Source organism: Sphingobacterium bambusae, from assembly GCF_033955345.1.
GTDB classification, from domain to species: Bacteria; Bacteroidota; Bacteroidia; order Sphingobacteriales; family Sphingobacteriaceae; genus Sphingobacterium; species Sphingobacterium bambusae.
Window position 1 is genome coordinate 2,132,807 of the sequence record NZ_CP138332.1, and the last position, 23,467, is coordinate 2,156,273.

The following is a 23,467-nucleotide window of genomic DNA, read 5'->3' on the forward strand; positions in this document are numbered from 1 at the left end:
TTAAACGGCTTCAATAATTTCGTGAAGAACAGCGCAAGCCTGCGAAACATCTTGGCTTTGAATGGCAAGAAACAGCTCCTCATGCGATTGCTGCGTTTCGACAAAGACAGTTGTGTCGACATACATTTGCTTGAAGGCAGAAACGATATGCTTAGACGAAGCTCTATACAGCTCGCTTAGAATGGAATTTCCACAAGCATCAGCTATAGCTTGATGAAAAGCAATGTCGGCCTCAATACATGCGACTAGGGCATTTGCGTCGGCTTCGATCTTACGTTTTTCCAAAGCTTGCGCTATCTTTGAGAGATCATTATCGCTACGCTGTTGGGCTGCCTTTTCTGCTATACGCACTTCCAACAACTGCCTCACCTCCAACAAATCTGTTAAAGCGGCTTGCTCAAAAGCTGCACCGAGGTTCTCCCTTCCCTCGCAATCAACGACAAATGTTCCGACCCCCTGCTGCACGTCGAGATACCCTTGATTAGCCAAAATTCGTACAGCTTCTCGCACACTGGAACGCCCCACGCCAAACATTTTCATTAACGCAGGCTCTATGGGCAGCTGACTATGCAGCGCCAATTCACCGGATTTTATTTTAGCTCGGATACGTTCTGCTACCTCTTCCGCTAGTGATGTTTTCTTAATCATGATTTAATTCATCTGATGATATGATGATACGGCAAAGATAAAAGAAAGTATCTGCCGAACAAGTAGCTTATGTAAAAATTTTCCTAAAGAATTTGGTGAGACTCTTTAATCGTGTTCATCACGAAAATACTCTTGGTTTGCCCAATACCGTCAATTTCTGATAAACGATTAACAAAAAAATCATGAAAATCGTCCATGCTGGAAGAAATAATCTTCAACATGAAGTCAAAGTCGCCGCTGATATTATAGAACTCTATCACTTCAGGGAGTTGAGCAACTTCCTGAATAAACTTTCCTGCCGTTTTCTTATTGTGTACGCTCAGCGCAATCATGCATAGCACGGTTAGCCCCTTGTTTACCTGCTTTTTGTCGAGTATAGCTACATATTCCTTAATAGCGCCTGTCCGCTCCAGACGTTTAATACGCTCATGGGTTGGTGTGGGGCTGAGGTGTATATGTGCAGCAACTTCTCGCACGCTTAGCTTGGCATTTTGTTGAAGCAGTCGCAAAATTTCTAAATCCTTGCTGTCCGCTGCGAGCAAGGCACCTTTATACTGTTCTTCTTCCATCATAAAAAAACGCAATAAATAGAACAAATAATCAATTACAAGACATATAAAGAACAAATGTTCTAAAAATAAATTAAAAAATAAAACAAATGATTTCTGCGCGTAGATTCGCAAAAAATGAGACCTGCATGAACGATAGACGAAACACGATTCTAGTATTGGCATCTATAGGCACTTTTGTAGAAGCCTTGGATATCGCCATCATTAACCTGACGATCCCTGCGATACAAAGACAGTTCTTGATAGACCACGATACCGTACAATGGCTACAGACACTTTATGTATTGTTTTTCGGAGGCTTTCTTATTATTGGCGGGAAACTTAGTGATCAAATCGGTTGCCGCAAGGTGTTTCTAATCGGGGGAACGGTCTTTTTATTGGCATCATTTGCAGCTGGTATATCGCCCAACTTCCCTGTCTTAGCAATTGCACGTGCTGCACAAGGCCTTGGCGCGGCATTATTGATGCCTGCGTCGCTAGCCACGGTGACCCATACGTTTGTTGAGCCGGCGGAACGAAGTCGTGCAATCGGGATATTCAGTTCCTTTGCAGCAATAGGGTCCGGCAGTGGTCTTTCCGTTGGCGGCCTCATCAGCACCTATTGGAGCTGGCACTGGGTATTTTTAATCAATGTTCCTATCTTGGCCGTCACATTGTTGCTTGCCCTTACATATTTTCCAAAAGAACGGCCTAGTGCTACAACAAAAAATAGCGACATGCTTTCCGGCATACTACTGGTCATAGGCTTACTTTTTTTAACTTTCGGCATACACGACCTCGCGCATTTCCAGCAGCGTCCTTATTTTGTTACGGCTTGTTTCGCTAGTGCATTCCTGTTGTTAACACTTTTTGTCCAGCGTTTGCGAACGGCCAAACAGCCTCTTATTTCTTTAGATCTTTTCCGGCACCGATCATTGGTCATTTCCAACTTATCTTTCTTTATGTTAGGTGCCTTGTTCATCGGATTTCTGCTCTTGGTGTCGCTTATGCTACAAGACGACATGGGCTACAGCTCGGCTTCCGCTGGACTTCTCCTGGTTCCCTTCAGTGTCCTATCGGCACTGATTGCTAAATTTTTGATACCGACACTCAGCAAAAAGTTAGCTCCCGCCAAGCTGGGTATCTTAGGGATGTGCTGTATGTTCTGCGGATTGAGCTTACTGCTTATTGCTATCTATACCTATCATCCCTTGGCGCTGGTGCTATGTGGAGCGGCCTGCATCTCCGGAATTGGTATGACCATCTGCTTTACCAGCCTATCTATTCTAGGCGTCAAAGATGTAAGGCCTCAACATTACGGTATGGCATCTAGCTTGACCAGCACCAGTTATTTTTTGGGAGCCGGCATTGGATTATCGTTCGTATCCTTTTTAGGACAATGGTTTCCGAGTAGTCTTGCCGTTGGCCCCATCGGTCTAATCGTGCTCATCTGCTACGCCCTTTTTGCCATAGTATTACTTGTACACCTAGCCTACGTTGATAAACGTATCCTTGCAAAAACATTACAGAGAGCGAACGTGTAAGCCGCGCACATTTCCTTATTTTTACCCCAAGAATACAGCTTATAGATATGACAAAATTAAACGGAAAAACGGCGTTGATCACCGGCGGTGGACGAGGTCTAGGTAAAGCCACCGCTATCGCGCTAGCCAAGGAGGGCGTTAACATTGCCATCAGTGGGCGCAATGAGGAACAACTCAAAAGTACTGTAGCTGAACTACAGGCATTTGGCATTACAGCTACTTATGCCATATTCAACGTTGGAAACCAAGCAGAGGTGAATGCCGGCATTAGCCAGATCAATCAGACATTTCCACAGATCGATATTTTGATAAATAATGCCGGGATAGCTGCATTTGGAAGCGTAGAGGACATGCCAAGCAAAACATGGGAAGATATTATTCAAACCAATGTGCTGGGCCTTTACTATGTTGCCAAAGCGATGGTTCCCATTATGAAAGCACAAGGGCAGGGCGACATCATTAATATAGCGTCTACTGCTGGGCTTAAAGGAAGTGCTAACTCATCGGCTTACAGCGCCTCCAAATCAGCGGTCATAGGCTTTTCGGAATCTTTGATGTACGAAATGAGGAAAGAGAACATCCGCGTAACAACACTTACTCCAAGCACCATCGCAACAGACATGACCATGGTAGATTTGAAAATTACCGATGGAAATCCAGACAAGATCTTGCAACCGGAAGATTTCGCGGAGCTAATTGTAGATGTGCTGCAATTCAACAGGCGTGCGCTATTGGCCAACGCCTCTATATTTTCAAGCAACCCTTAAATTCATTACAAAAAACACAACATAAACACCTCTATATTGTAGTTTTGGCACATATTTTGCTAATTACAATGTTCATAATTTAGGTTAATAATTGGTTTGGAAGTCCCAAAGCCGCCCGGCTTTGGGCTTCTTTTTATCTTGATTATGAGGTTTTAGGCAATTTTAGCATACCTAAATTTTTCTTACAAAACAAGATTAATTAACATGATGAACCGATATCTCAAACTGTTGCTGTGTATACTTGTCCATGGATATTCTCTGGCTGTGCTTGCCCAACGCCGTCCGAACATCATTCTTGTATTGGCAGACGATCTAGGCTATTCAGATATTGGCTGCTATGGCAACCCTTCCATTGCTACGCCTTTTTTGGACACTATGGCTCGGGAAGGTGTACGGGCCACGCATTATGTCGTGACCAATCCCACGTGTACGCCTTCACGTGCTGGACTACTCACGGGACGGTACCCCACACGTTACAAGCTGAGTGATCCCATTGGCCCTGGAGCAAAGGTCGGACTCCCACAGACTGAAATAACGATTGCAGAAATTTTGAAGAACCAAGGCTACCACACCGGCTTGATTGGCAAGTGGCATCTAGGCGACCAGGCTAAATTTCATCCAAATACACAAGGTTTCGATTACTTCTATGGCATGCTGTACAGCCATGACTACCGCTCCCCTTATGTACGAACAGATACCACGATAAAGATATTTCGTAACAAAGAAGCCGTAGTTACACGCCCAGCGGATTCCTTACTTGGAGAGATGTACCATGCCGAGGCTATGAAATTCATCGATCAGCAAGACGAGGCTTCTCCCTTCTTCCTCTACTATGCCCACAATATGCCTCACCTACCCGTTGCAGAAGCTTTTCGAAAAAAGAAAGATCTAGAGGAACATCCCGCTGGCCCATTAGGCACGGTGTTGGAAGAGCTGGATATGCGCTTGGCACTACTGTGGAAGCATTTGGAAGCAAAAGGGCTTGCAGAAAATACGATCTTTATTTTCAGCAGTGATAATGGTCCTTGGATTGAATACCCTGTACGCATGTCGGGGGATGGAAAAACAAAAAACTGGCACGTCGGTACTGCTGGAATGTTTCGCGGATCAAAAGCGCAAACCTACGAAGGAGGTATTCGCGTACCACTGATTGTATATGGTCCAAATTGGGTCGGAAAGGGAAAAACGATACGTAGCGCTGTGAGCAATTTGGACATCCTCCCAACTATAGCCGCTTGGACAGGTGCCTCTTCGCAGCAAACACTCGATGGTCAATCTATTGCGGATCTCTTAAGAGGCTCAACCCCCGATCGAGGCTATACACATCGACCAATATATATCGTCAACCATGGGCTCTTGGAGGCCGTAAAAAATGGAGACTGGAAATACCGAGAGCTGAAGGCTGGCGTCAACAACAACTCAGGCAAAGCTTACCCGGCTGCATATGAACTCTTTAATGTCGCTGCCGATCCCAGTGAACGCACGAACGTTATCGACGAATATCCGGAAAAAGCGCGTGCGATGAAAGCTTTATTCGATAGCTTTGACGGCCATATCAACTGACATTTCGCACTCAAAAGACACCGCCAAGAAAGATAAAAAAGGAAAAGGGGCTTTTGAGAAATTTGTTCCCAAAAGCGCCCTTCTCACGACTAAACTACTTAGCTACATCGACACTGTACAACTTGCTATGTATATTTTTGAGGGTAGCCTCGGGAATTTTGATCACTTTCCTATCGTAAGTCATGAGCCCGTTTGTTTCTACCTCTACGTCCGTCGTTTGTGTATAGACGCCTGCGGACAACCCAAGGGGAACCAAGCTCGCTAGATTGGAAATAACCTCTTCATAGCGTTTTTGTAATTCCTCTTTGTTTTTAAAGGATTGATAGCCCCAATTGTCTTTTTGTTGCCATGTATGTCCTTCCACAGGAAGCCCCAGTCCACCAAATTCGCCCAAAGCCAGAACAAACTTATCGCCAAAAATAGCTGGATCGGGCATAGCAGCATCTGGGTAGTTGTGGATGTCCAAGATATTTCCCGTGTACGCAAAATTTCCCCCACTCGCACTATTCACCAAACGTGATGGATCATACTGCATAGTCCATTCCGTGATTTCTTTGGTTTTGAACTGCCCCCAAGCTTCGTTAAAAGGAACCCAGATGACGATACTTGGGAAGTTGTGCAATACATCCATAATGCTCTTCCACTCCTTCTTGTAGATCGCTTCGGATGCTGCGCTACGTTCTTTGTCATGCTTTCCGTTTGAAATTTTACCGGGTTGCATATCCCAAACATTACCTCCAAGATCGCCGCTAGGCATATCTTGCCAAACGAGTATACCCAAGCTGTCGCAGTGACGGTACCATCGCGCTGGTTCTACCTTGATGTGCTTCCGTATCATATTAAAGCCCATCTCTTTGGTTTTCACGATATCGAATTTCAAGGCTTCATCCGAGGGAGCGGTATGCAGACCGTCAGGCCACCATCCTTGATCCAACGGGCCATAATGGAACACAAATTTATCGTTTAGGAACATCCGTTGAACACCTTTCGCATCTTTACCGACGCTGATCTTACGCATGGCAAAATAGCTATCTGCTTGGTCAACAACCTTGCCCTTACGCACGATCTTCACCTGTAGATCATATAATTTAGGACTATCAGGGCTCCACAGTTGTGGATTTGCAATTTTAAGATCAGCTTCCGTACCCACAGCGACAGATGTCTCCGCAATTTTTTTCCCTTGATCGTATGCCTCCACGTGCAGCAAATCTCCAGCTTGTGCCGCGTCAACCTGCGCAGATACCTTCAATGATGATGCATCCACATGAGGTGTCTGCTTTGTTTTGACGATGTAGGTCTGCGGAACGCTTTCCAACCATACGGTCTGCCAAATGCCGGTCACGGGTGTATACCAAATACCATGCGGATTGTTGATCTGCTTTCCTCGAGGTTGAGGGCCATCGCTCGTTGGATCCCATACGCGGATACTGAGCGCTTGCTTGCCTCCTTTTTTAAGAGCCGAAGTAATATCAAACGAGAAGGGATCAAATCCTCCTTCGTGCTGGCCGATATGTTGGCCATTCAGATATACATCACACTGCCAATCTACAGCTCCAAAATGTAAAAGCACTTTTCCTTTCTGCAGTTTCTTATCGACCGTAATATCATTATGATACCACAGTGCCTGATCCTTACTGACACTTTTACCAACACCAGACAAGGCAGACTCCACTGCAAACGGCACCAAAATATCGCCATCCCACGTTGAAGGTACATTGGTCTCTTCTTTACTTGCGATTTTGTACTTCCAGAGACCGTTCAGATTTTGCCAGTTCCCGCTACGCTTCAACTGTGGTCTCGGGTATTCCGGATGGGGCTTTGACGCATCTAGCTTCTCTCCCCAAGGGGTTAAAATCTTGTCTCCAGCAGGCTTCCACTGTTGTGCAAAGCTCAGGGAAAACGACGTGGCAATCACACATGCCAGGGCCATTGTTCTTTTCATCATTTTAGTTTGTTTTCTCTTTATATATTATTCTATTCTTTTACTCTCCGGTCGGGACGCAGCAGCAGAGGGTTCAGCGTCTAAAGCAGCCTTTAACTTTATAAAGGCAGGGTGATCAGGACGCCAAATATTGACGGTCTCTAGCAGCCCATTTTGATAATCATACAGCTCATAGGCAACAGGAGCATCACCCTGTAATGGCTCCCATGCAATCAAACGGTAGCGTTTATCACGAACCGCTCGACCAAGCTTTCCATCGCGTGGAAAACAGTGATATACATATTCTTTTGTGCTTGTCGTTTCATTCTTCAAAAAAGAGACAAAACTTTTCCCATCTAAGGGCTGTTGTGTCGTCTTGATAGGAATTTCACACAGCTCGGCCAAGGTTGGGTAGATATCCACCGTTTCTACCAATGTCTGTGTCTTCACCTGTCTTGACATCGCCGGCAGGTGCAACAGCAGTGGTATGCGATTTGCTAGCTCGTGGTTTACATGTTTCGTCCACATCCCCATCTCGCCCAACAGGTAGCCGTGATCGCCCCAGAGCACCACAATCGTATTGTCATCCAGCCCCGTATCATGCAGCTGCTGGAGTACTTTTCCAATTTGCGCATCGACATAACTTACGCCAGCATAATATCCGTGGATAAGCTTCCGCGTTACACTATCCGGAAAAGGGTCGCTCTCGGCCGACGAGGGAATTCCGAGATATTGCACAATTTCACCATCACGCTTATTCGCATAGGGTAATGATCCTTCGGGATTGACTTGTGAAGTAGGCATAGGCAATTCCTTCGGATCATATAAATCCCAATATTTTTGGGGTACAGAAAAAGGCAAATGAGGTCGAGCAAAACCCACTGCCAAGAAAAAAGGTTGATCTTGTCCCTTAAGCTCCGAAAGACGCTCGGCAGCAAGCTGTGCAACCCGGCCGTCGGCATAGGTTTCATCAGGAACATCCAAGCATTCCCAAGGTATTCCTTTACGTAAAGCATTGGCGTCGGTCCAAGATTTGTTGGCAAAGAGCGCTTCTTCCCTTGTTTGTCCCTTGGTTGATTTGTCCGCATACTCTATCACCAAATCGTGCGCATGTGGCACGCTCCAGGACTGTGTATCGTTATAGGTATTGTGGCCCACGTGAAACACCTTTCCGATCGCGGCGGTGTAATAACCGTTCTCCTTGAAATGTTCGGGCAAGGTTGTAGCCTTCGGATAGAAATCGCGAAAAGCTCGCCCAAAGTCATAAAGTCCTGTCGAGGTGGAGCGTGATCCCAATAACAGATTATAGCGTGATGCCACACATACGGCCTGATTGGCATATGCACGTTCAAAAACATAAGCCTGCTGGGCAAATTCATCAATCTGTGGGCTTTTGGCGAATTGATCGCCATAGACACCCAAGGCAGGACGTAGATCATCGACCAAGATGAATAACACATTGAGCTGTCTAGGTTTACTTATTTCCGTCGTAGGATTCAATTTATCCAATGGATAGCTAACGGAAAACCCTGTGGGGTCTGCCGTTCCGTCGGTCATGGGTGCCCGAAAAACCGGAACAGCAGGTTCTTGGGCAACCGCCCATCCCCAACAAAGAAACAGCAGCAAACACAAACTGATGTTTAACATCTTCATACCACTACTTAATTTTTTCAATTTGACTATCATATACCGCCTCTGTAATTCCATTAATTTTTAGCCCTACCCGTGCAAAAATAGCGCTGGAGGAAGATAGTTCATCCGCAATATCGAAGCGCAAAGTAACTTGGCCATCGACCATTGACGTGGATGCTTCCCTCGCTATAAAGTGCCCCAAATCCACAAACTGCGTATCGTTGATCAACAGATTTATTTCTTCGAGCGTTTTCGATGCATCCAATTGCGCAACACGACATGTGGCTACAAGTTCCGTTCCTTGCAACTCATATTGTATGTCGGAAAGTGCGAAATAAGGTTGTACAGGGAAATCAACCTGCGCCTGTCCGCTTATGTTTACAACGAGTGTATCGGATGTATGTGCCCAAGGCCCATTTCCGGACACGGTGACCAATTTATAGGTTCCATTGAACAGGGATGATGAAAACGAACCATCTTGTGTCACGAAAACATCGATCGGTGTTTTGAGCGGAAAGCCGTCTTGCCACAGTTGCAAACGAACAGATTCATTCGACCCACGTACACCGACCGGATTACCATTGTAGGTAACCCTTCCCGTAAGCCTTGCTTCTGGGGCATCGTAGTTATCTAAACCGCATGCCGACAATAAGGAGCAAAACGCAACAACGAGGATTATATATATTCGTATTCTTTTCATGACTTTATTGGTAAGGGTTTCTAACTAGTTTCGGATTTCTATCAATCCATCCTTGATCAACAAAATTGTAGTAATTCTGGTAGCGGAAGTAGCGCGGGTACATTGTGTGGCTTGCTTTCCTCTTTTCAAAGACCCATTTGTTGTGGTTGGCAGTACCAGGAGCATAGATCTTATACGGAAACAGCACGTAATGCGTGGCTGTGGGCGATTCCTGTCCGCTCCATAAGGTATGAGCGATACGCCAACGCTTTACATCCCAATAGCGATGGTTTTCAAAAGCGAACTCCACACGGCGCTCGCGGATGATGTCCTGCAAGGTCACTTGTGTTAGCGGCTGAATGCCCGCTCGCTCCCGAATCTCGTTTACGTATCCCGCTATCTCAACCTGCGTCTTGTTCAACTCCAAAGCCGCTTCTGCAGCAATCATCAAAAACTCCGCATAACGAAACCGGACGAACCACATGTCACTACCTCTACCGCGGGTGGATGCATCCCTATTCTCTTCGACAAACTTCCTAATATTAAACCCTGTTTTATTTACATATTGATCATTAGAAGTTGTTGGTCCATCTTGTCCGGTTACCACACCATAGGGCGCTTCGACAGCACCCGGAACACCTGTCCGATCACGCCATTGCCCCCCCTCCATATAGCGAATGCCTGCTTGGTAAGTAATGGTTGTTCCTCCGAAATCTGCACCGGAGTAGATCACGGTGCCGTACAAGCGTGGGTCTTTGCCTGCAAAGACATCCGATGGATTATCATAATACAGATACTCCCCCGATGCATCCCTGAGCTTCAATGCGCCATTTCTATTATCGATGTACTCAAAATCCTCCACTAGATTTAATATCGGTGTCACGATATTCGCATCGATATCACCCCGAACTGAAGATGCAATAACATTATTCGTAAAACCATGCGTTTGCCCGGGATAGATATAATCTCTTGCCCAAATAACTTCTCCACTAGCTTTGCTGCTCACGGCTTCATAAAAATTCTTTCCTTTATCGGGATTGACATTATGGAGCGCATAAGGGCTAGTATTGACAATCTCCAAAGCTGCTTGATAGGCCGTCTCATAAAAACCAGCTGCTTCGGAAGAAGGAATACCGACTTCGCCGCCACTCGTTTGCACATCTGGCGTATTGACATTGTATTTGGCGATAGAAGCTGCATATAAAGCCGCACGTGCTTTCAGGGCGAGCGCCACCCACTTGTTGGCGCGCGCTGCATTGGTGTTCTTATCCGCACTCAATATGGCTGCTACGGCTGTACATTCATCAATAATGTATTCATAGGAAGCCTGCTCAGTCGATCTAGCGATCTGAATTGCGGCCGGATCCATACCGGGGGCGTAGTCAAAAATATCATCGCCGACCAATGGAACCCCACCTAGGCCTTTTACCATCGTAAAATAAACCCATGCCCGAATAAAACGGGCTTCTGCGATATACCTGCTTTTCACCTCTTCGCTCAGGGTGGAACCATTGATGCCTTTGATAAATTCGTTGATATTCCTAATTAGGGGATAGTCGTAGACACGCCATAAGTCGTCTCCATAATTCTGCATATTATTGGGGCCGCCAGATGAGTAAGCTGCTTCATCCAACAGGCCAAAGGAGCCCGGATCTCCCAATTGCTGCCCCCAGTCCATACGTCCGTAAAAATTAGCCAATACGGCTAAAATTAGTTTTTCATCGGCATAGATATCTTCTTCGGGTAATATAGATTGTGATTCGCGATCTAAAAAATTGGAACAACCTGCGGTAATGGCCATCGTCACAAGCAACAGGATATGTATAAAAAACTTGTTCATGGTTAAAAAGTTACGGTTAAACCTAGATTGACTACTTTATTTGTGGGATACTGAATACCGGATTCCGCTGTGAGTTCAGGATCAATCTTCATTTCACCCAGATTGTCGATGCTGAATAGGTTCTGCATCATCGAATAAACCCGTAAATTCTTTAAGCCCCATCGTCCCGTCAGGCTGGATGGTAAGGTATAGCCCACTTGAAGATTTCGGAGTTTAAGATAGGTGATGTTCATCAACCAAAAATCGCTGTGCCAATAGTTGCTATGCCCCTGATTACCGCGGATAAGCGTTGGAAATCTGCCGGGTATAAGCTCACTATTCGGATCCGTGATATCGCTGAGCATCCATTGATTTTCCATGTAGTATGCGGCGTTATTACCTCCATCATGGAAAGGCAGCATACCTTCTGAATTCGCGCGATAAGAGGCGAAAGACGCCCCGGTCAAATCCATAGCTATATCAAAACCTTTATATTGCACACCGAGATTAAACGCAAAATTCAAGTAGGGAAGTCCGCCTTGACGATACCCAATTGGACGTTCGTCTAAACTATTGATAACGCCGTCACCGTTGACATCCTCATACTTGATATCACCAGGGCGAAGGGTTGTATTCCCTTGACGATCATTATCCACTTTATAGTTTTCAATCTCTTCCCAACTTTGAAATTGCCCGACTGCATGCAACCCCCAGTTTAGAAAGGCATATCGATTGGTAATCGTATTGCGGTATTCATTCCATGCATTACCAAACCGTGGCTTATATTGTAATCCGTCAAGCTGTCGCGCATAGGTAAAATTTCCTCCTACAAAATAGTTAACATGGCCAACTTGGCTTCGCCAAGTTATACCTCCGTCCACCCCGCGGTGCATATCCGAGTTTAAATTTTCATAGGGCAAGCTAAACCCAGCTTCTGCAGGGATCAGTAAGTCCTCGCGTGATGCAGGTAGATCGGTACGCTTACGATTAAAGTAGTCTAACGTTCCGGACAGCTTTCCTCCCAGCAGGGTAAAATCGATCCCCACATCGAAGCTATTTGCACGAATCCAAGATAGATTCGTGACGGGAAGGCCACGCGACTGCGCCCCCACGACATACTGCCCATTGATGGTAGCGCCTCCCTGATCATAGGTATATCCCGGAACAAAGCCAAAGGCGTAATAAGCCCAATCGTCTAAATTATCATCGCCTAAGACCCCATAGGAGGCTCTCAGCTTGAGGTCCTGAAACGTTCGGCCAATGAAAGAGTCCTTAATAAAATCTTCCTGTGTTACTCGCCATCCTGCAGATACCGACGGAAATAGCCCCCAACGGCTTCCGGGAGGGAATTTCCAAGAACCATCGTACCTTCCTGCTACCTCTAAAAGGTACTTACCAGCATAATCGTAATTTACTCTTGCTGCAAAGCCCGCACGCGCCTGCGTATCAATCCCTTTATCATCAAAATCATCAATGGTTTGAAAATACAGTAAGCTCAACTTATTGGATGCTGGACGGTCATGTATCCAAAAACCGGGTTCATCCCTCGCTATGGCTTCTGCTGCCAAGACGGCATTCAGGTTGTGCCTACCAAAGGTTTTCGCATAATTCAAGGTAGCCTGATAGCTCAATTCCTCGACCATACGAACATCTCGTTCACGCCAAGGATTATCCATTGAAAATACAACGGGATAGGTGTCTGTATCCTCGTCGTAGTCATACAGTTTATACGTAAATTCTTGATTGTCCATCCATTTATTGGCGAGATAGTACCCCACCAATCCGCGTAATTTCAGGTCTTTCGTTAGTGCATATTCCGCATTGAAGTTGAGTTGCATCACGCGCCAAGTCTCTTTATATTCGCCAGATAAATCGTAATTTAACATACCAAAATTGGCCTCCGTATTTGCTGCCGTACGAGCTGGGTATAAAGGATTATCGTTTGCAAAGGGTCGAGCAGTTGGCAAGTTACGATAGATGGCAAACAGTGCCTGCCACGTATCATCCTGACCGGGTACGCCAGGCTGCCTCCTTTTTTCTATTCGTCCATTTAAGTTCCCCCCGATCTTCAACCGATCAGAAACGTTTGCTTCTAGATTCAGCTGTACATTGGTTCTATTAAAGCCTCCATAATTGCGAATAATAGACTGTTGATCCAAATGTCCTGCGCTGAGGTAGTAGTTTATCTTCTCTGACCCACCACTAGCCGCTCCAGAAATATACTTTTGAGGACTTGTTTGCAAGATATAGTCGTACCAATCGAAGGGACGGTAGCCCTTTTCGGTTCCCTGTTCCCACTTAGCAAGATCGTCCAAAGAAAACTGCGGATTTTCCACGCCTAGTATAGCATCGGACTGTATATAACTTTTGATGTAGGTGGAAGCGCTTGCCGGCTCGGGGAAACGAAACATGTTTTGCCATCCATAGTAACTGTTGATACTAAACTGGTTTTGATCCCCGCGCGAACCTTTCTTTGTCGTCACCACGACCACACCATTGGCCGCGCGCACACCATAGATTGCGGCAGAAGCATCCTTTAAAACGGATATGGATTCGATATCATTGAAATCCAAATTATTAAATTGTCCAGCATCTTTCTGTACACCATCAATAACGTATAGGGGATTTCCCATATTCCGAATATTGATATTGGTCGACGCTCCTGGTCGACCATCGGGCATTCGGCTATTTACGCCGGCGATTTTCCCGACCAACGCACCGGAAGTCGTCGTAGCAACCGATCGCGAAAGATCTTTCGAGCCAACGGTAGAAATAGCACCCGTTACCGACTCTTTCTTCTGTGTGCCATAGCCGACAACCACCACTTCTTCCAAATTGGAATCGTCCGGCTCTAACGTCACCTCCAAAAGCCCCGTACCGATGCCGACTTCTTTAGCCACATAACCTACAGATCGCAAACTAACGGCAGTCTCTCCAGCAGGTAGGTTCAGCATAAATTTTCCTTCTTGATCCGTGGTCGTACCTAAAGAAGGATCGGACTTGGACTGCACAGTAACACCTTGTAACGGATTGCCTTTATCATCTCTAACGATCCCGTTCAGCACCTGTTGTTGCAACAACAAATGTCCATAATCAACGGTGGGCAATGCCACGGCATCAGCAGGCACAAATGCACTTACCAAGCAGCAAAGCAGCATATAGGTGAAGCGCAACGATTGTATCGGATTGATTGTCATGGATAGTTTTGGGTTTATGTTTATAATCGTACAAACCAAAGTTAGCCTCCCATTTCGGAAAAAGATTTTCAAATCATATCAATTTATCGACAATTCGTCTCATTATCAGCTAACCAAAACCCTATTTTTATCCAAGGTTATGTATACCACCACTTGGAAGGTCTTATACACCTATCCGCGGTTATTTCGTCTCCACGGGTCCGACAGTTGGTCCTTTCACCTGCAAACGACCATCTTCCGTTACTTCCAACGGATCTATGAATACTAGCCTTTGATCGCCCGTTTCTGTGGTTCGTCCATGGTAGACGCAAAGACGCCGGCCATCTTTGGTTATCAATACACTGTTGTGCCCTGTTCCAGAGACAACACCACCCTTATCGGTATTTTTTTGCAGAACAGGGTTGAAAGCTGATTTTTTGAATGGGCCCAATGGTTGGGTCGCTGTCGCATAGCCCACAGCATAGTTTTCTCCTGCAAAATGGTTCGCGGAGTACATCATGTAGTAGAGCCCTTTATGTTTAAACAGGTAAGATCCTTCAGTCCATCGACGGTTTACCTCGCCCGATGTCACGGAACGGCTTTCCCACTCCGCTTGTTGATCATCCATCGCCAACGGTGGCCGCAACAAGAGTTCGGGTTCACCGATTACGCCAGAAAAATCAGGTTTCAGCGCTATGCCATATACCCAGCTTTCCTCAATTTCCTTATATAGTCCTTTATCCTTCGCCCAAGTTGCTATCTCCGATTGAACAGGGTGCTTGTAGCAACAGCGCGAATAATAAAGGTAACATGTGCCATCTTCAGCAAAATAGACGTTGGCATCGATAATGGGATAGCCCGGATCAAAAAGCGGCTTACCTGTCATATCTTCAAAGGGCCCGGTAGGCTTATCGGCCACGGCCACCCCGATACGATAATTTTCCAATTCATTTTTTGGATTATCCTTCCAATGTGCGCTGTAAAAAAGATAGTACTTTCCTTGATGTGCATAAACCTCGGGCGCCCAAAAATCTTTTGTGCCCCAGCCTTTTGCCTGCTGCGAGGAATATACTACTCCCTGCTTCTTCCAATGGCTCAAATCTGGAGATGAATACACTACAAAACCATGCTCCGTACCACCTGTTCCATAGAGATAATATTGATCCGATGTTTTGTCATACAGGATGTAGGGATCCCCTAGGGGAATATCTAAGGGATTATCCGTTTGTGTGGCCTGCCCACAAGCAATCATCGTTTGCAGTACTGCCACAAACCATGTCAATATCAAGTTGTATTTCATCGTTTACGTTTAAATTGAGGCATTTTCTTCTCGTCAAGGTTGGGTGTATTAGCTTCAAACTTGGGCCATCCATCCTTCCAAACTAGGCGATCCAGCATCAGCACGCGGCGGCTGGCACCTGACTTCACCTTGTCATTATCTTTTAGTATAGCATGGTAGAGCAACCAATATTGGCCATCATCATCGGTGATAATTTTTGCGTGATGGCCTGGCCCGGCAATGGTATCATTGCCCTTTAACAATAAAGTTCCATTTCCGCGTTGGGTGATGGGTTTTCCTGACCGATCGAGATATGGTCCGTTCAATGTCTTGGACCGGGCTGTCAAAACTTTGTACTGGCTATTTGCTCCTTCACAGCAGCTTCCTTTGGATCCGAAGAAATAGTAATAGCCATCACGCTTGTGCAACATGGCAGCCTCCCAGTCCCCCGCGGCAAGCTGAATTTTGGTTGCTGCTGGCATAGCTTTGGTCGCATCGGCCGAAAGTCCAATCATGTGAATACCTTGGTTAATCCCTTCGCCAAAACTTCCCCAAATGAGATAGTTCTTGCCCGATTCTTCAAAAAAGGAAGGATCGATGGAGTTGGGCACCTCCATCTCTTTTGACGTAAAGAGCTTACCCTGATCGACAAAAGGCCCTTTCGGCGTTGAAGCGATGGCTAGCCCGATCCCCGGATCGGCATCACCCCATAAGGAATAGGAGTAGTATAAGTAATATTTACCTTGGATGAAATTGATATCTGGAGCCCATAATCCGCCATTTTTTTTCCAATTCGGCTTCTTTGTAAATACCTCGCCGATATATTCCCAGTTTACCAAGTCTTTAGATTCCAAAATGGGCATCAGCCTACTCCCTTTTCCGTCTCCCCAGTCGTCTTGTGTTCCATAGGCATAAAACAAGCCGCTTGCCTGATCACGGATAACGGTCGGATCGGCTAAAATCGGTTCGAATACCGGATTTCTATACATAGATACCGTGTCCTCAACAGAAAAGCGTGACCGGGCGATTCCCGAAACACAACCCCATAAAGAGGGACTGATCAGTAGTACTAAAAATAATGGAAAAACAGGAAATCGAGGACGGTTATCTCCTCGCCCCAGCAAACTTAGGTTTGTTTTCATTCACCAAATTTGTAAAATGATTTTGGCAAAGCATTGCTTATTTATTTCAATAAATCACTAATTTGTCTCAAAATAACAAGCATAAACCTTATCCATCCATGCAGAAACGATTATTACTCTTTGTCGGCATCCTCTTGATCGTGCTCGTCGGGCGTGGACAAAGCTACTATTTCAATCATTTTGGGGTTGATGATGGGCTATCCAACAATGCTATTCTTTGTAGTGTACAAGACAAAAGCGGATTTTTATGGTTTGGTACGAAGGATGGGCTAAATCGTTTTGATGGATATAATTTCAAGCAGTTTTATAGCGATACGGACAGCAATACCGGCTTAGGCAGCAATTTTATCCATAGCCTGATGGTAGATCGGAACAACCACATTTGGGTAGGTACCGATCAAGGAATTTATATATACAATCCTTATTTGGAGTTGTTTTCCGCATTTAAAGGCGAGAATAAAGGGGAGATACTGCAGATAGAGGAAGATCGATCTGGGAATGTATGGTTTATCTCCAACAATCGTCTTTTCTGCTTCCAACCTACAAATGGGCAATTGAAACAACAGACAGATGTCGGAGAACAAGTGGTTTCGGCCTTTGGGTTTGATAAGCATGATAACGTGTGGGTTGGCGGCAACCAATCGCTAAAAAACTTAAAAACGGGCGCTAGCTTTATCCTTCCTATTGCACATGCTGCCGCACAATGGATAGAGAAGATCTATCGCGACGATCGGGAGCAATTTTGGATAGCGACTTCAAAACACGGGCTGTACACCCTCGACCCTGCCAATGGCAGCATCAAACACCGGTTGCCATCTATTGACGGCAGCCCCCTGTTCGTTCGCGACATACAACAAGCTGATCCTGCAACCTTTTGGATAGCGACAGAAAGCGGTGTCATCGTATACAACAGTCACAATGGACAACACAATTTACTCCGCCAGCAGGCTGATCACCCTTGGGGACTGTCTGACAATGCGGTGTATACCATCTGCAAAGATCATCAGGGAGGAATATGGGTAGGCACCTTTTTTGGCGGGCTCAATTATTATCATCGGCAGCACAATATTTTCCATAAAATTTTCCCTCGCTTTCTAGTGAGTTCGATTCAGGGACATGCTGTTCGGGAAATTACACAGGACAGGCGTAACCAGTTATGGATAGGCACAGAAGATAATGGCCTCTATGCTTGGGATAAGAACAAAAATGTATTCCACCGCTTTAACACAACAAACGGACTATCGCATACCAATATACATGGTTTGGCCTTAGTGGGCGACAGCCTTTTAGTAGGCACATTTGATCGCGGCCTCGATGTAATTGACACCCGAAGTGATAGGTTGATCAAACATTTTGACACGCAGAACAGTGCAGGTTTAAGCAATAACTTTATCTACCAAATATACCGCACAAAAAGAGGCCGCGTCCTACTGGCAACAGCACGGGGGCTAACTGAATTTTTCCCGGGAGAAGATCGATTCCAACTGATCAGAGAAGCGCCCGACTATATATTTTACACCTCGATCTTCGAAGATTCAAAAGAGAATATATGGCTAGCAACTTGGCGAGACGGTCTATACCATATCAACCGTGAAACAGGGCATACCAAGGTTTATCTCCATCATAAAGAGGATTCAACGAGTCTAAATAGCAATCGTGTCAATCGTATTTTTCAGGATAGTTTCGGACATCTCTGGATTGCAACGGAAAATGGATTGGCTCTATGGACCACAGAGGGACAGCATTTACGCCGATTCACCAAGGCCGATGGCCTGCCCAGCAACCTCATCTTGGCCATGCAGGAAGACAATGTCCACAACCTGTGGATATCGACCACTCGTGGTTTGGTAAGAATGCACCTTCCTGACTTTCGTCTGCATGTCTACGACAAGGAATCTGGGCTTCTGGATCTACAGTTTAACTACAACTCGACATTTAAGGATCCGACTGGACAACTCTATTTCGGCTCATCTTCGGGTCTTATTCAATTCCATCCGGACAGCCTCTTTGAAAATAGCGCTAGCAAAGTACCCAGTCCGCTCTACATCACCCGCATACAGGCGCTACAGCGCGACCTCCGCGTTGGCGGAACTGGTCCTGCCATCGACTCGTCTGTTACCTACCTTAATCATATCCACCTAGAACACGACGAGTCGACCATCAGCATTGATTTTGCTGCGCTACATTTTTCCTCTTCCCAATCAACGTCATACATGTATATGTTGGAAGGATTCGACAAAGATTGGATCTTTCTACGCAACAGCCACACGGCACATTTCACTAAAATTCCCCCGGGTAACTACACCTTTCGGGTAAAAGCAGTGGATGCAAACGGAGAAGCGCTATCTGAGGAAAAAAAATTACACATACGGGTTTCGCCTCCCATCTGGGCGACGATACCTGCGCTGATCACCTACGTCCTCATGGGCGGCTTTCTTCTCTATTACATCCTCCGTTCTTACGACCGGAAAATAAAGGAAAAAAATCGGCGTCGACTGGAGGTGATCAAGAGCCATCGCGAACGCGCACTGTTCAAAACAAAAATGGACTTCTTCGCACGCATAGCCCATGAAATCAAAACGCCACTAACGTTAATCAAAGCACCGTTGGAACGTATTATGCATAGTGAACATGAAGATCCCAAAACAGGGAGGCTACTGCAAACCATGCAACAGAATACTGAAAAGCTGGTTACACTTACCAACCAACTCTTGGATTTTAGGCAAATAGAAAGCAGCGAATATAACTTGAAGTTGGGATGGCAAAGCATAAATCATCTGCTTACGGAACGTCTACAAGAGTTTCAGCCTGTCTTCAACCAACAGGAGTTAAGGCTTAGCTATCATTGCAATGAAGTTATTGATGCCCTTGTGGATGTCGATATCTTGGCGAAGATACTCGACAACCTTTTGACCAATGCAAGCAAGTATGCCGAACAGCAAATCATCGTGCTCTTAAATCTAGTCGATCAGGGCAGCTCTTTCTGTATAACAATTAAAAATGACGGGCGACTGCTTTCAAAATCGGAAATAGATCATATCTTCAAACCCTTCCATCGTGCGTCAGAGCATTATCAAATAGAGGGCTCCGGATTAGGATTGGCGCTAGCCCATTCCTTTGCGGAACTGCATCGGGGTGAGTTATTTTATTTAGATAACTCCGAAAATTTAAATATATTCGTAATTAAGATACCGATACGAGGAACCTATGGCTAACGAAAATCAACTGAAGCCCACCATTTTGGTAGCTGATGACCACCAAGAAATTCTTGATTTTATCGCGGACGATCTCAGCGAGTACTATTACGTTTTGAAAGCGGCGGATGGTGAGCAAGCATTAGCCTGCTTGGAAAACCATCCGGTAGATCTCATTGTGAGCGACGTGATGATGCCCAAGATTGACGGTTATGAATTATGTACACGCCTAAAAGAGAACCTTCATTTCAGCCATATCCCTTTTATTATGTTGACGGCGAAGAATAGCCTGCAATCAAAGATCGAGGGATTGGAATACGGCGCAGACGCCTACATAGAAAAACCGTTTTCTCCTACTTTCTTACAAGCACAGATTACCAGCTTATTGCGAAACAGACAGCATGTCCGCGCGCACTACAACCACTCGCCGAGTAGCCATATTCAGAGCAGCGCACTCAATAAATCTGATCGCGTATTTTTGGAAAAGCTAAACTTGCTGATTTTAGACAACGTCACAGAACAATCCCTTTGTGTCGATCTGTTAGCAGACAGAATGAATATGAGTCGTCCTACATTGTACCGAAAAATAAAGGCTTTATCTGACCTCTCCCCAAACGAACTCATTAATGTGACACGTCTAAAAAAGGCCGCCGAATACTTGAACGAAGGCCAATACAAAGTGTACGAAATTTCTAGCTTGGTCGGTTTCAGCTCCTCCTCCCATTTTATACGCAACTTCCAAAAACAGTTCGGCATCAGCCCAAAGGAGTGGAGCGAACAGCGAAGACAATCGTCTTAATAAACGTTAGGTAAATGCGTCGTTCTTCTTGTAGAAAGTTGGGTATAAACTTGTCCGTACTAGGCTAACTTACTATTTTTGTTAAAATCAAACTAGAAGTCTCGCTATCTTATGGAAGCAATCATTGCATACTTTTCGCACATAAATCCCGTACTTGCTGCATTTTATGCTTCTATTTTCACCTGGCTTGTCACCGCACTAGGTGCTTCTTTCGTTTTTTTCTTCAAAACGATGAACCGCAATTTTCTAGATGCGATGTTGGGGTTCACCGGAGGAGTAATGGTAGCAGCCAGTATATGGAGTCTTTTGATTCCGGCCATAGACATGAGCGAAGGCGAAGGTTTTTTCCAGGTTCTTCCAAGCATCATCGGATTTCTACTGGGTGCCGGCTTTCTATTTGCGCTGGATAAAGTACTTCCCCACTTTCACGTGAATTTCAAACAGGTTGAAGGAGTAAAATCGCCCTGGCAAAAAACCACATTACTCGTTTTGGCCATCACCTTACACAATATTCCTGAAGGGTTGGCTGTTGGGGTTTTATTTGGCGCCGTGGCCGCGGGTGTGCCGGATGCCAGTATCGGAGGAGCGGTAGCTCTTGCCATGGGTATAGGTCTACAGAATTTCCCAGAGGGCATCGCTGTGTCTATGCCACTGCGCGGAATGGGTGTGTCTCGCCGTAAGAGTTTTTACTACGGACAGCTGTCGGCTATCGTAGAGCCCATGGCCGCAGTATTAGGAGCCCTCGCTGTTGGATTTTTCACCCCGATCTTGCCGTATGCCCTTGCTTTTGCTGCTGGAGCGATGATCTTCGTTGTTGTTGAAGAAGTTATTCCCGAAGCCCAACAGAACAAAAATTCCGATTTAGCTACCTTGGGCTTCATTGGTGGATTCATTGTAATGATGACTTTGGATGTTGTGTTGGGTTAGCCCGAAAATCAATAGTGAACGATAAGATAAAAAAAACCTGAAGCGGAGAACTTCAGGTTTTTTTCTACTAACCAATTATTAACTAACCTAATTTATGAAAAAAATTACTCTATTGTTATCTATAAAACGAGGGTGTATTAGGTTTAGTGTTTCAGGCATTCGCCTTTAACATATTTTAACGAAGCAACTTCAATTGTGCATAGTCAGTAGGCTATCTTTTTCAATATCTACAACATGCAGCATCTCTCTTAAAATATGGTTGAACACGCGAACGCTCTCATACTTAAGCTATATCAACAACGATATAGCCTGAAAGATGCTAATATCTAGAAATTAGCTTATCAAATGATATAGTTGCAAGACCACGATAGCTAGCAATACCAGCACTAACCAAAATAGCTTCAACGTAACAGGCACGGTGTTGATTGATTTAAATAACTTATATAGCATAATCTCTTTTACTCTTCTCTATTGGATATCTCTGTTACTTTTGTTTTGCCAAAAGGATACTTTCACCAAAAGATAGCACGTGCAAATGTATAATATTAAATACTATTTTTCAAAAAATATTGAAAGAACACAGTGTGATGAATGGAGTAATTGAAGCTTTATCAAAATGCCTGCCCATTAGCCCTCGGACGGGAGTCAGAGAACTTCTGGGCATTCATTTGATAACTAAACAACATATATGAAAAAAGCAGGCTGACTAACACAGCCCTCTACTTTCCAAAAGAAAATTCCCAGATCTGAAAGATTGAACAATCCAAAACGCACGTATACTCCCCAACTGCTTTGTGAGCAGCAAATAACCTCCATAAAACGGGATTGAAGCCTGCGCATTACACAAACGGCTACAAAGTCTATAAAGATAGTATTTAATTATGAAAATGCAAATATAACTGTATTATTTTTAGGATATTTAACATCTATTGCGTGATTTATTATAATTGTTTAAACAAATATAGTGGTCGCATATATAGGTGGGGGTGACATTTCACTTATCTTTTACTAGCTTTGTAGCTATATGAAACTTCTAATATTCGACCTAGACGGCACGTTGATCGATACGTTGCAGGACTTAGCAAATTGCTGCAACTACGCGCTTGAGTTGCATGGTTTTCCTTCCCACGAGACATCTGCGTATAAATATTTTGTAGGGAACGGCATACACACGTTAATAGAACGTGCCCTTCCAGAAAGCCAAAGGCAGGCAGCTATCATCGAAAAAGTTAAGACGGATTTTGTCCTGTACTACGAGCAACATGCTCAGGATCATACCAAACCGTATATTGGTATCCCGGAATTGCTTGCGGCGTTAAAAGAGAAGGGTTATTTACTTAGTGTCGCATCTAACAAATATCACGAAGCAACGGTTCCGCTGGTAAAGCACTACTTCCCAAATATCAGTTTCGACTTAATTTTAGGGCATCGTACAGGCCGAGCAGCGAAACCCGACCCTGATATCGTCATCGACACATTAAACACGCTATCCGTCGCCTCCGACAACTGCTTTTATGTGGGCGATTCATCGGTAGATATGATAACAGCTGTTCGAGCAGGCGTTAAAGCCATCGGGGTCACTTGGGGATTTCGTATGGAAGAGGAACTACGAGAAAATGGAGCAGATTACATTGTACATGAGCCATTCCAACTATTAAAAATTATCTAAAAACGTCATTATATTCTCCAAAAAAGACAAAACAACTGAAAAAGTCAAAATTTTGTCAACTAAGGTCTACAATTTTAGTTAAGATGCTTGATTAGACAGAAAAAATAACGACATTTGTATCATCATAATTTAGGTTTATAATTGGTTAGCTAAAGGTTTT

Annotated in this window: 16 protein-coding genes; 7 read left to right on the forward strand and 9 right to left on the reverse strand. The window is 44.9% G+C overall.

Annotation, left to right across the window (positions count from 1 at the left end; genetic code table 11):
* Positions 1 to 648 carry a FadR/GntR family transcriptional regulator gene (locus SCB77_RS08980; RefSeq protein WP_320186091.1) on the reverse strand — a complete coding sequence of 216 codons (648 nt, stop codon included), beginning with the start codon at positions 646 to 648 and terminating at the stop codon, positions 1 to 3.
* A gap of 83 nt (positions 649 to 731) precedes the next feature.
* Entirely contained in the window at positions 732 to 1,220 is a 489-nt protein-coding gene (locus SCB77_RS08985) for an Lrp/AsnC family transcriptional regulator (RefSeq protein WP_320186092.1), read from the reverse strand.
* 125 nt (positions 1,221 to 1,345) lie between these two features.
* Here SCB77_RS08985 and SCB77_RS08990 point away from each other — a divergent pair, with 125 nt between their 5' ends.
* The 3 genes from SCB77_RS08990 to SCB77_RS09000 all read left to right on the forward strand — a co-directional run bounded on the left by SCB77_RS08990 (position 1,346) and on the right by SCB77_RS09000 (position 5,070).
* Positions 1,346 to 2,740, forward strand: coding sequence for an MFS transporter (locus tag SCB77_RS08990; protein WP_320186093.1), 1,395 nt, complete (start codon positions 1,346 to 1,348; stop codon positions 2,738 to 2,740).
* 47 nt (positions 2,741 to 2,787) lie between these two features.
* Positions 2,788 to 3,507: a 3-ketoacyl-ACP reductase gene (locus tag SCB77_RS08995; RefSeq protein ID WP_320186094.1), complete on the forward strand. Its 720-nt coding sequence runs from the start codon at positions 2,788 to 2,790 to the stop codon at positions 3,505 to 3,507.
* A 204-nt stretch (positions 3,508 to 3,711) separates the two neighbouring features.
* Positions 3,712 to 5,070, forward strand: a complete 1,359-nt coding sequence (locus tag SCB77_RS09000; RefSeq protein ID WP_320186095.1) for a sulfatase-like hydrolase/transferase — start codon at positions 3,712 to 3,714, stop codon at positions 5,068 to 5,070.
* A gap of 94 nt (positions 5,071 to 5,164) precedes the next feature.
* Here SCB77_RS09000 and SCB77_RS09005 read toward each other — a convergent pair whose 3' ends face one another.
* From SCB77_RS09005 to SCB77_RS09035, 7 genes are all read right to left on the reverse strand, one after another.
* Complete coding sequence (locus SCB77_RS09005; RefSeq protein ID WP_320186096.1) at positions 5,165 to 7,015, reverse strand: glycoside hydrolase family 2 protein; 1,851 nt, start codon at positions 7,013 to 7,015, stop codon at positions 5,165 to 5,167.
* 24 nt (positions 7,016 to 7,039) lie between these two features.
* Positions 7,040 to 8,644 carry a sulfatase gene (locus SCB77_RS09010; RefSeq protein WP_320186097.1) on the reverse strand — a complete coding sequence of 535 codons (1,605 nt, stop codon included), beginning with the start codon at positions 8,642 to 8,644 and terminating at the stop codon, positions 7,040 to 7,042.
* 4 nt (positions 8,645 to 8,648) lie between these two features.
* Positions 8,649 to 9,323, reverse strand: a complete 675-nt coding sequence (locus SCB77_RS09015) for a DUF3823 domain-containing protein (RefSeq protein ID WP_320186098.1) — start codon at positions 9,321 to 9,323, stop codon at positions 8,649 to 8,651.
* A 4-nt stretch (positions 9,324 to 9,327) separates the two neighbouring features.
* Positions 9,328 to 11,142 (reverse strand): RagB/SusD family nutrient uptake outer membrane protein, encoded by a 1,815-nt coding sequence (locus tag SCB77_RS09020; RefSeq protein ID WP_320186099.1) that lies wholly within the window; start codon positions 11,140 to 11,142, stop codon positions 9,328 to 9,330.
* Between the two features lie 2 nt (positions 11,143 to 11,144).
* The gene (locus SCB77_RS09025) at positions 11,145 to 14,318 is read right to left on the reverse strand and encodes a SusC/RagA family TonB-linked outer membrane protein (protein ID WP_320186100.1); all 3,174 of its coding nucleotides are present in this window, start codon (positions 14,316 to 14,318) and stop codon (positions 11,145 to 11,147) included.
* A 181-nt stretch (positions 14,319 to 14,499) separates the two neighbouring features.
* Positions 14,500 to 15,597, reverse strand: a complete 1,098-nt coding sequence (locus SCB77_RS09030) for a glycoside hydrolase family 43 protein (protein ID WP_320186101.1) — start codon at positions 15,595 to 15,597, stop codon at positions 14,500 to 14,502.
* Complete coding sequence (locus SCB77_RS09035; protein WP_320186102.1) at positions 15,594 to 16,718, reverse strand: family 43 glycosylhydrolase; 1,125 nt, start codon at positions 16,716 to 16,718, stop codon at positions 15,594 to 15,596. The genes SCB77_RS09030 and SCB77_RS09035 overlap by 4 nt, the downstream gene beginning before the upstream one ends.
* A 98-nt stretch (positions 16,719 to 16,816) precedes the next feature.
* On the opposite strand from SCB77_RS09035, the gene SCB77_RS09040 reads away from it, so the two are divergent.
* The 4 genes from SCB77_RS09040 (at position 16,817) to SCB77_RS09055 (ending at position 23,307) form a co-directional block, all read left to right on the forward strand.
* Positions 16,817 to 19,933, forward strand: a complete 3,117-nt coding sequence (locus SCB77_RS09040; RefSeq protein ID WP_320186103.1) for a ligand-binding sensor domain-containing protein — start codon at positions 16,817 to 16,819, stop codon at positions 19,931 to 19,933.
* Complete coding sequence (locus tag SCB77_RS09045; protein WP_320186104.1) at positions 19,926 to 20,711, forward strand: response regulator transcription factor; 786 nt, start codon at positions 19,926 to 19,928, stop codon at positions 20,709 to 20,711. Before SCB77_RS09040 ends, SCB77_RS09045 begins: the two co-directional genes overlap by 8 nt.
* A gap of 111 nt (positions 20,712 to 20,822) precedes the next feature.
* Positions 20,823 to 21,638 (forward strand): ZIP family metal transporter, encoded by an 816-nt coding sequence (locus tag SCB77_RS09050; RefSeq protein WP_320186105.1) that lies wholly within the window; start codon positions 20,823 to 20,825, stop codon positions 21,636 to 21,638.
* Positions 21,639 to 22,662: 1,024 nt separating this feature from the next.
* Positions 22,663 to 23,307, forward strand: a complete 645-nt coding sequence (locus SCB77_RS09055; RefSeq protein WP_320186106.1) for an HAD family hydrolase — start codon at positions 22,663 to 22,665, stop codon at positions 23,305 to 23,307.
* The last annotated feature ends 160 nt before the right edge of the window (positions 23,308 to 23,467 follow it).

Bases quoted from the DNA above. Each gene is read 5' to 3' on its own strand.
- SCB77_RS08980 (WP_320186091.1), bottom strand. From the start codon at position 648: ATGATTAAGAAAACATCACTAGCGGAAGAGGTAGCAGAACGTATCCGA.
- SCB77_RS09035 (WP_320186102.1), bottom strand. From the start codon at position 16,718: ATGAAAACAAACCTAAGTTTGCTGGGGCGAGGAGATAACCGTCCTCGA.
- SCB77_RS09050 (WP_320186105.1), top strand. From the start codon at position 20,823: ATGGAAGCAATCATTGCATACTTTTCGCACATAAATCCCGTACTTGCT.
- SCB77_RS09045 (WP_320186104.1), top strand. From the start codon at position 19,926: ATGGCTAACGAAAATCAACTGAAGCCCACCATTTTGGTAGCTGATGAC.
- SCB77_RS09030 (WP_320186101.1), bottom strand. From the start codon at position 15,597: ATGAAATACAACTTGATATTGACATGGTTTGTGGCAGTACTGCAAACG.
- SCB77_RS08990 (WP_320186093.1), top strand. From the start codon at position 1,346: ATGAACGATAGACGAAACACGATTCTAGTATTGGCATCTATAGGCACT.
- SCB77_RS09025 (WP_320186100.1), bottom strand. From the start codon at position 14,318: ATGACAATCAATCCGATACAATCGTTGCGCTTCACCTATATGCTGCTT.
- SCB77_RS09015 (WP_320186098.1), bottom strand. From the start codon at position 9,323: ATGAAAAGAATACGAATATATATAATCCTCGTTGTTGCGTTTTGCTCC.
- SCB77_RS09040 (WP_320186103.1), top strand. From the start codon at position 16,817: ATGCAGAAACGATTATTACTCTTTGTCGGCATCCTCTTGATCGTGCTC.
- SCB77_RS08995 (WP_320186094.1), top strand. From the start codon at position 2,788: ATGACAAAATTAAACGGAAAAACGGCGTTGATCACCGGCGGTGGACGA.
- SCB77_RS09005 (WP_320186096.1), bottom strand. From the start codon at position 7,015: ATGATGAAAAGAACAATGGCCCTGGCATGTGTGATTGCCACGTCGTTT.
- SCB77_RS09010 (WP_320186097.1), bottom strand. From the start codon at position 8,644: ATGAAGATGTTAAACATCAGTTTGTGTTTGCTGCTGTTTCTTTGTTGG.
- SCB77_RS09055 (WP_320186106.1), top strand. From the start codon at position 22,663: ATGAAACTTCTAATATTCGACCTAGACGGCACGTTGATCGATACGTTG.
- SCB77_RS09020 (WP_320186099.1), bottom strand. From the start codon at position 11,142: ATGAACAAGTTTTTTATACATATCCTGTTGCTTGTGACGATGGCCATT.
- SCB77_RS09000 (WP_320186095.1), top strand. From the start codon at position 3,712: ATGATGAACCGATATCTCAAACTGTTGCTGTGTATACTTGTCCATGGA.
- SCB77_RS08985 (WP_320186092.1), bottom strand. From the start codon at position 1,220: ATGATGGAAGAAGAACAGTATAAAGGTGCCTTGCTCGCAGCGGACAGC.